This window comes from Mangrovicoccus ximenensis, from assembly GCF_003056725.1.
GTDB classification, from domain to species: Bacteria; Pseudomonadota; Alphaproteobacteria; order Rhodobacterales; family Rhodobacteraceae; genus Mangrovicoccus; species Mangrovicoccus ximenensis.
Window position 1 is genome coordinate 35962 of sequence record NZ_QBKZ01000028.1, and the last position, 8177, is coordinate 44138.

5 protein-coding genes and 2 pseudogenes are annotated in these 8177 nt (G+C 70.1%); 3 read left to right on the plus strand and 4 right to left on the minus strand.

Features of this window, described 5'->3' with window-relative positions; genetic code table 11:
- Positions 1–55 precede the first annotated feature (55 nt).
- Positions 56–415, plus strand: coding sequence for an HlyD family secretion protein (locus C7T91_RS30875; RefSeq protein WP_269102770.1), 360 nt, complete (start codon positions 56–58; stop codon positions 413–415).
- The gene (locus C7T91_RS30880) at positions 412–1371 is read left to right on the plus strand and encodes an ABC transporter ATP-binding protein (RefSeq protein ID WP_108263627.1); all 960 of its coding nucleotides are present in this window, start codon (positions 412–414) and stop codon (positions 1369–1371) included. The genes C7T91_RS30875 and C7T91_RS30880 overlap by 4 nt, the downstream gene beginning before the upstream one ends.
- Before the next feature lie 1101 nt (positions 1372–2472).
- Here the strand turns inward: C7T91_RS30880 and C7T91_RS30885 are convergent.
- Positions 2473–3849 (minus strand): class II 3-deoxy-7-phosphoheptulonate synthase, encoded by a 1377-nt coding sequence (locus C7T91_RS30885; protein WP_108263628.1) that lies wholly within the window; start codon positions 3847–3849, stop codon positions 2473–2475.
- A 203-nt stretch (positions 3850–4052) separates the two neighbouring features.
- Here C7T91_RS30885 and C7T91_RS30890 point away from each other — a divergent pair.
- Positions 4053–5113: pseudogene (locus C7T91_RS30890) on the plus strand (GlxA family transcriptional regulator).
- A gap of 112 nt (positions 5114–5225) precedes the next feature.
- On the opposite strand, the gene C7T91_RS30895 reads toward C7T91_RS30890, so the two are convergent.
- From C7T91_RS30895 to C7T91_RS30905, 3 genes and pseudogenes are all read right to left on the minus strand, one after another.
- Positions 5226–6302 carry a phospholipase D-like domain-containing protein gene (locus tag C7T91_RS30895; RefSeq protein ID WP_108263629.1) on the minus strand — a complete coding sequence of 359 codons (1077 nt, stop codon included), beginning with the start codon at positions 6300–6302 and terminating at the stop codon, positions 5226–5228.
- A gap of 64 nt (positions 6303–6366) precedes the next feature.
- A complete protein-coding gene (folP, locus tag C7T91_RS30900; RefSeq protein ID WP_108263630.1) occupies positions 6367–7185 on the minus strand; it encodes a dihydropteroate synthase in 819 nt (272 codons plus the stop codon).
- Positions 7186–7259: 74 nt separating this feature from the next.
- Positions 7260–8177 (minus strand): annotated as a pseudogene (locus C7T91_RS30905) (VOC family protein); the annotation flags it as partial.

Genomic DNA, 8177 nt, shown 5'->3' on the forward strand with positions numbered 1-8177 from the left:
GCCGTGTCATAGCGTCCCTCCGGAAGCCCGTGAGCGCAGGCTCGACGAGCTGACCATCCGCGCCTCGCGCGGCGGCACGCTCGACAGCCTGCCTTGGAACCTGGGCGAGCGGGTGAGCGAGGGCAGCCCGGTCGCCGTGCTGCTGGCTGACGGCCCGCTCTTGGTGCGCGCCTATGTACCGGAGCCCTACCGCGCCCGGCTGTCTGCCGGGGATGCGGTCACGGTTCGGATCGACGGCGCGGGCGGTCCGTTCGAGGGCCGCCTGCGCTGGATCAGTTCCGACGCGGCCTTCACCCCCTATTACGCGCTGAACCAGAGCGAGCGGTCACGGCTGATGTACCTGGCCGAGGTGGAGCTGCCGCCCGAAGCGGGCGGCATCGCGGTCGGCGTGCCCGCGCAGCTGGTGCTGGAATGACCGGCCCGGTAGTGGAGGCGCGCGGCCTGACCCGCCGCTTCGGCGCCAAGACCGCCGTCGACGCGCTGGACCTGTCGATCGAGCCGGGGGTGATCTACGGCTTCCTCGGCCCGAATGGCTGCGGCAAGACCACGGCGATGCGGTTGCTGACCGGGCTGCTGACGCCCTCGGCAGGCACGGCGCGGGTGCTCGGCACCGAGCTCCCGGGCAAGGCCGAGCCGCTCAAGCGCAAGATCGGCTACATGACCCAGAGCTTCAGCCATTACCGCGACTTGACCGTGGCCGAGAACATGGGCTTCACGGCGGCGGTCTACGGGCTGCGCGGGCGCAAGGCGCGCGACCGGATCGGCGCGCTCAGCGAGGAATACGGCCTCGCGGACTTGCGCGGCCAGATGGCCGGCAGCCTCTCGGGCGGGCAGAAGCAGCGGCTCGCGCTGGCGCTCGCGGTCATGCACCGGCCGCAGCTCCTCTTCCTCGACGAGCCGACCTCCGCCGTCGACCCGGAATCGCGCCGCGGCTTCTGGGAAAAGCTCTTCGATCTGGTGGCGGAGGGCGCCAGCATCGTGGTGTCGACGCATTTCATGGACGAGGCCGAACGCTGCCACCGGCTGGCGATCCTCGACCGGGGCCGCAAGCGCGCCGACGGCACGCCGCAGGACCTGATGGACGCGCTCGGCGCGACCGTTCTGGAGGTCGAGGGCCCGGATCTGCGCGCGGCGCGGCGGCGGCTCGGCGCTGGCCCCGACAAACGCTGCAGGAGCGGCGGAGGGCGCGATGGCATCGGTCCGGTCCGCGCGGCGATGCGCCCCCCGGTGCAGGCGCGCTCGCCATGGCCCGCGACGAGCGCCATCCTGCGGTTCAGGGCAATCGCCTTGGTGTTGATCTCCGCCGTGCCGGAACCGATCCCGCCCCGGCGATCCGCCTGGAATGCCTTCAGCCCGTCCCGGAGGTCATGAATATGGGCACGCGTCCCGCCGGGCCGGGACTGCGCCGGACCGCGCCGATGCTGCCCTGCAGTCAGGTGCCGGACCGGGAGACAAGCGGCACAGGCACAGGAGGCAGGCAGGTCCGGCATGCGACCGCCATGGTCCGAAACCCATGCCGCAGGACCCAGCTTCGGTTCTGCGCAGCCCCCCGACAGCGGTGACGGAACCGTGTGATCGAAGCCCTCCCGGAGCTTGCGCCGCGCAATGACCAAGGGGACGTGGCTGACGCCTGTCCGGGAGGGGCACGCCGTGCGGCTGCGGCCCCGGCCGGTTTCGAGGGCGCCTGCAGCCCGGCGAAGGCGTCCGCCATGCCGTTGCGCCGGAGGTGCAGCTGGCTGTGAGTGGGATGGTCGCGCAGGTCCTTCCGTTCTCGGCGGCAATATCCAGAGCAGAGCAGCGGATGTTCGAGTGGCTGATCGCGGGCCTGTCCGCGGGCTTGCCGGGCCGCCGGCGATGCAGGCTGGTCTTCAAGATCCCATTGGCCGACCTGCAGGACGGGCCGCCGATCTCCGGCGCCCGGAGACAGGCAGCTTCCACGGCACCGCGGCCATTGTCCCGGCCAAATCTCGTCCCGGCGAGCAGCTTGCCCCCATCCGTTGCCACTGGAACGGACGGCAGACCTTCCCGGCGGACAGCCGGGTCACGGTCGGCTCCGACAGCGTCGAGACGCTGATCCGGCCGTTCTTGGCGTGCGGTCATCCGCTCGCACCCGCGGCACGGTCCGGCGCGCGCGCGACCTCCGCGGCCGGCACCCTCGGCGGGACGGTCTCCACGCCATCTTCCGAGCGGGATGCGCGAGCTGCTCGGCAGGCCCGCAGCCCATGCCGGTCAGAGCCGCGTGCGCCGCCGCACCAGCCACGATCTCCGCCTTATCCCATCCGGCCGCGTCCGGTTCCTGCGTTGCGTCCCCATGGAGAAAGCCGCGCCGTGCCTGCCGCCGGAACCGGGCCCACAGACCCGACACTCCGCCAACAGGCACGGCCGCGAAGCCGCAGGCGGCGTTCTGCGGTCCCGCAAACGCAAAGCGCCGCCCCGGAGGGCGGCGCTTCGTTGTCACGTCCGGCTTGCGGATCAGGATGCGGCGGCCGTCCGCTGGCGCTCCTGGTGCAGCGTGTTGAGCTCCTCGGCGACGAGGAAGGCTAGTTCCAGCGACTGGCTCGCATTCAGCCGCGGATCGCAGGCGGTGTGGTAGCGGCTCGACAGATCCGCGTCGGTCACCGCGCGGACGCCGCCGGTGCATTCGGTCACGTCCTTGCCGGTCATCTCGAAATGCACGCCGCCCGGGATCGTGCCCATGGAGCGATGGACCCGGAAGAAGTCCTGGACCTCCTGCAGCACCGCCTCGAAGGGACGGGTCTTGTAGCCGGAGGCCGACTTGACCGTGTTGCCGTGCATCGGGTCGCAGGACCAGACCACATTGGCGCCCTCGGCCTGCACCGTTTCGATCAGGCGCGGCAGGTGGTCGTCGGTCTTGCCCGCGCCGAAGCGCGCGATCAGCGTCAGGCGGCCCGCATCGTTCAGCGGGTTCAGCTTCTCCATCAGGACCTTCAGGTCCTCGGCCGTGGTGGTCGGCCCGCATTTCAGGCCGATCGGGTTGATCACGCCCTGGCAGAACTTGACATGCGCGCCGTCCGGCTGCCGCGTGCGGTCGCCGATCCAGATCATGTGGCCCGAGCCCGCCACCGGCTTGCCTGAAGTCGAGTCGATCCGGCACAGCGCCTCTTCGTACTCAAGCAGCAGCGCCTCGTGGCTGGTGAAGAAATCGACCGTGCCGACCGCCTGGGTGGCTTCGCGCGTCACCCCGGCCGCATCCATGAAGGCCAGCGCCTCGGAGATGCGCTCCGCCATGGCACGGTATTTCTCGGCCTTCTCGCCCTCGGTGAAGCCCAGCGTCCAGGTATGGACCTGGTGCATGTCGGCATAGCCGCCCTGGGAGAAGGCGCGCAGCAGGTTCAGCGACGCCGCCGCCTGGGTATAGGCCTGCAGCATGCGCTGCGGATCGGGGATGCGCGCTTCGGGGGTGAAGTCGATGTCGTTGATGATGTCGCCGCGGTAGCTCGGCAGCTCGACGCCGTCCACGGTCTCCATCGGAGCCGAGCGCGGCTTGGCGAACTGGCCGGCGACGCGGCCGACCTTGATCACCGGCACCTTGGCGCCGAAGGTCAGCACCATCGCCATCTGCAGCATCACCTTGAAGGTGTCGCGGATGCTGTCCGCGCCGAATTCCTGGAAGCTCTCGGCGCAATCGCCGCCCTGCAGCAGGAAGGCCTCGCCGCGGGCCGCCTGGCCCAGCTTCTGGCGCAGCGTGCGCGCCTCCCCGGCGAAGACCAGGGGCGGATACTTGGCCAGCCGGGCCTCCACGGCCTCCAGCGCGGCCGCGTCGGGATAGTCCGGCATCTGCACCCGCGGCAATGCTCTCCAGTCCGACTTGTTCCAACCCTTGGTCATGGTGTTCTCCCTTCATCCATCCCCTGCGCGGGTCACGCAAGGTCCGGAAGCTCTGCCNGGCTTGCGGGGAAAGTGTCAACCAAAAGCTGCCCGCCGCGCCAGGCAAGTTTCCTGCGCAGCCGCAACCGAACGATCGGACATCTTGCGCTCGGGCGGCAAACCTGCTTCGGTTTTCCAACTTTTTCCGACCGGCATCCGATCCCATGGCGCGCATACCCCCTCCAAGCCCGTCCCCGTCGAGGGAGTCCCCGCAGCGCATCGTCTTCGTGCTGATGCCGGAATTCACGCTGATCAGCCATGCCGGGGCGCTCGACTGCCTGCGCATCGCCAACCGCGTCGCCGGGGCCACGCTCTATGACTGGACCATGGTGTCCTGCGACGGCCAGGACACGGCCTGCTCGGCGGGCGCGGTGTTCCGNCGTCGACGGCCCCCTGCCCGAGACCCGCCACGGCGACATGATCGTCATCTGCGGCGGGCTCGACATCCGCGAACATACCGGCGCCGCGCTGCTCAANCTGGCTGCGCCGCGAGGCGCGCCGCGGCGGCTCGATCGCGGGCATCTGCACCGGCGCCTATGTGCTCGCGCGCGCTGGCCTGCTGGAGAACCGCCGGGCCACGATCCACTGGGAGAACCACGAGAGCTTCTCCGAGGAATTCGACGGCGTGCTGCTGTCGAAGGCGGTCTTCGCCCATGACGGCAACCGGCTGACCTGCGCGGGCGGCACCGCCGTGATCGACATGATGCTGAGCCTGATCGCCCGCGACCACGGCCCCGAGACCGCCGCCGCGGTCGCCGACCAGATGATCTATTCGGCGATCCGGACCGACCAGGACGTGCAGCGCCTGTCGGTGCCGTCGCGGATCGGCGTGCGCCACGCGAAGCTGTCGGAGGTCATCCAGCGGATGGAGGCCAATATCGAGGAGCCGGTCAGCCCGACCATCCTGGCGCGCGATGCCGGGCTCTCGACCCGGCAGCTCGAGCGGCTGTTCCGCCGCTACCTCGCCCGCTCGCCCAAGCGCTACTACATGGAGCTCAGGCTGCAGAAGGCGCGCAACCTGCTCCTGCAGACCGACATGAGCGTGATCAACGTGGCGCTGGCCTCGGGCTTCGCCTCGCCGTCGCATTTCTCGAAATGCTACCGCGCGCAATACGGCGCCACCCCCTACCGCGAACGCGGTGCCCATGGCGCCAGCCGCGCCGCCGAGGCCCCCGACGACGCCGAGGACTGGGGCCCCGGCGACCTCGACAGCCTGCCCGAATGAGCCTGCCCATTCTGCCGCATCCCCGGNCAGCAACCGCAGGCACGNCGAAACNGCTTTTCTTCGCGNCAGGCTTGCGTNCTAGCCTCCCTCCAACCATGCTGAAAACAGGGAGTCAGTCATGAAATCGCTTCTGTCCGCCAGCGCCGTTCTCGCGCTCTGCGCCGGGGCCGCGCAGGCCGAGGNTCAAGCTCGGCGTTCTCCTGGGCTTCACCGGGCCGCTCGAATAGATCCGCTCCTGCGCGGCGGCAATGGCGGAGAAGAAGAACAGCGCCCCGGTTTCCAGATCGTCGGCCGGCCCCGCGGGCAGCAGCATCGCCGTCATGTCGCGCGGCGCCTCGGCAATGTCCCAGGCGAGGCGTTCGAGGATCAGCTCGCCCCGCGCCCAGAGCCAGTCCTCGGCGAACATCAGCTGCGCCTGGGCGACGACCGGGCCGTGCAGCTCCAGATGGGTGTCGCGCCATGGACCGAAGCGCTCCGAGCGGCCCATGTACTCGTCGCCCACGTTCAGCCCGCCGATGAAGGCGACGGTGCCGTCGGCGATCACGGTCTTGCGGTGGTTGCGGTAGTTGATCCGGAAGCGGGTGCGCGGGCGCCAGCCCTCCTGGCGTTCGGCGACCTCGGCCCCTGCCCGGCGCAGCTCGGAAAGATAGGCATTCGGCAGGGCATGGCTGCCGACCGGATCGGCGAGGAAGCGGACCTTGACCCCGCGCGCCGCCGCGGCGACCAGCCGGTCGCGGAACGCCCGGCCCAGCTCGTCGTCATGGACGATGAAGAACTGCACCAGCAGATAGGACTGCGCGGCGTCGATGGCGGCGAAGATCGCCTCGAACCCGGCCGCCCCGTCGATCAGCAGGCGCAGGTCGTTGCCGCGCACCGCCGGAAGCCCGGCCAGCCGCTCGAACGGGGCCGGATCGGGCAGCGGGCGCTCCTCGGGCCGGTGCGCCTGCGCATAGTCATGCAGCGCCGCGATCACCTCGGCGCTCTGGCGGCGGGTGACGAAATAGCGGCCGTATTTGTGGTGCCCGAAGATCAGGTAGAGCGGCACGCCCCAGAACGGCGCGGCCAGGAGGAACACCGCCCAGCCGACCGAGCCCTCGGGCGTGCGCGATTTCCGCAGCGCCCGCCAGGCGCAGGCAACCGCCGCAGCATGGACCGCGATCACCGATAGAACGACGATTTCCGCCCACATCCGCCTGCTCCCGTTCCTGCCTTTCCCCAGACTTGGCTGGACCGGCGCGGCTGTCAACCGCGGCTCAGGCGCCGAGCGCGCGCCAGACCTTCACCGCATCGGCATGTTCGGCGACGTCATGCACCCGGATCACCCGCACGCCGCGGGCCAGCCCCGCGAGGTTCGCCGCCAGCGTGCCCGCCAGCCGCCGGTCCACCGGGCGGCCCAGCAGGTCGCCGAACATGCGCTTGCGCGACAGGCCCAGGAGCACCGGATGGCCGTAGCTGCCCAGCCAGTCGAGACCGTTCAGGCAGGCGATGTTCTGCTCCAGCGTCTTGCCGAAGCCGATGCCGGGATCGAGCAGGATGTGCTCCTTCGGGATGCCGGCCTTGCGGGCGAGGTCGAGCGAGTGCCCGAAGAACCGCTCCAGATCGGCAAGGATGTCGATTTCCGGATCGGTGGCGGCGCGGTTGTGCATGATGATGACGGCGGCGCCGGTCCCGGCCACGGCATCGGCCATCGCGGGATCATGCTGCAGCCCCCAGACATCGTTGACGATGCAGGCGCCCGCGGCGACGGCGGCGCGCGCGGTCGCCGCCTTGTAGGTGTCGATCGAGACCGGCACCTCCGTTTCGGCGCAGAGCCGCTCCAGCACCGGCACGACCCGGGCGATCTCGTCTTCGGTGCCAACCGGCTCGGAGCCGGGCCGGGTCGACTCGCCGCCCAGGTCGATCACGTCGGCCCCGTCGGCAATCATCGCCCGGGCATGCGCCATCGCGGTCTCCGGCGCATCGTGGCGGCCGCCGTCGGAGAAGCTGTCCGGGGTGACGTTCAGGATGCCCATCACCAGCGGACGGTCGCGCAGATCGGCAAGGAAGCGGTCGCGGGCGGCGGCGATGGACATGGGCGGCTCCGGGGCAAGGGTCAGGACAGTTGACCCGTCATACGCCCTCCCCCGGGCCAAGGCAAATCCCCCGCTCAGGGCTCGAGCGAGGGCTCCGCCCCGAGGAAACGCTTCTGCGCGGCGATCCGGAACGGCGCGTTCGGCGCGCCGTAGCCGTCATAGCCGCCGCGTCGCTCGACGATCTCGAAGAACAGCCCGTCGCCCCAGGGGCGGCTGTAGAACTGGTAGAAGGCGCCGTTCTCGTCCTCGTCATAGAGGATGTTGAACTGCTTCATCCGCGCGGCCTCCGCCTCGTCGAGACCGAAGCGGGCGGCGAGATCCTCGTAGTAGTTGGGCGAGATCGGCAGCGGCTCGAAGCCGAGCCCCGCCAGCGTCTCGGCGGTGGCGAAGATGTCGGCGCTGGCGAAGGCGACATGCTGCACCGAGGAGCCGAAGCTGTCGGCGAGGAAATGCCCCGCCAGCGTGCGGTGGGTCTCGGCGCCGTTCAGCGTGACGCGGAACTGCCCGTCGGCGGATTGCAGCGCCTGGGAGCGCACCAGCCCGTCGGGATCGACCACGTCCACCATCGGGGCGCGGCCCATGCGGAAGATCGAGCTGTAGAACAGCGACCAGCTGAGCATCTCGTCGTAATCGGTGGTCTGGGCGATGTGGTCGACCCGGGTCAGCCCGGCATCGCGCGACTCGCCGGCGCCGCAGCGGTTGAACTCCTTGCTCCAGACCTTTGAAAGATCGTCGCTTTCGTCGAGGAAATGCATCACCGAGCCGCCCGCGCCGCGGATCGCCGGGATGTCGAGCTCGCCCTCGCCGACCGGCTGCGAGAACTTCACCGCGCCGAGGCCGACGGCGCGCTTCTGCGCCTTCCTCGCATCATCGACCTTCAGGCCGATATCGCAGACGCCGGTGCCATGGGTCAGGAAGGCAGCATGGGCGAAGCCCTGCTCCTCGGTATTGACGACGATCCGCACCTCGCCCTGCTGCCAGAGCGTCACCTG

Excerpts from the sequence above, each read along its gene's own strand:
- C7T91_RS30880 (WP_108263627.1), top strand. The coding sequence starts at position 412 with ATGACCGGCCCGGTAGTGGAGGCGCGCGGCCTGACCCGCCGCTTCGGC.
- C7T91_RS30885 (WP_108263628.1), bottom strand. The coding sequence starts at position 3,849 with ATGACCAAGGGTTGGAACAAGTCGGACTGGAGAGCATTGCCGCGGGTG.
- folP (WP_108263630.1), bottom strand. The coding sequence starts at position 7,185 with ATGTCCATCGCCGCCGCCCGCGACCGCTTCCTTGCCGATCTGCGCGAC.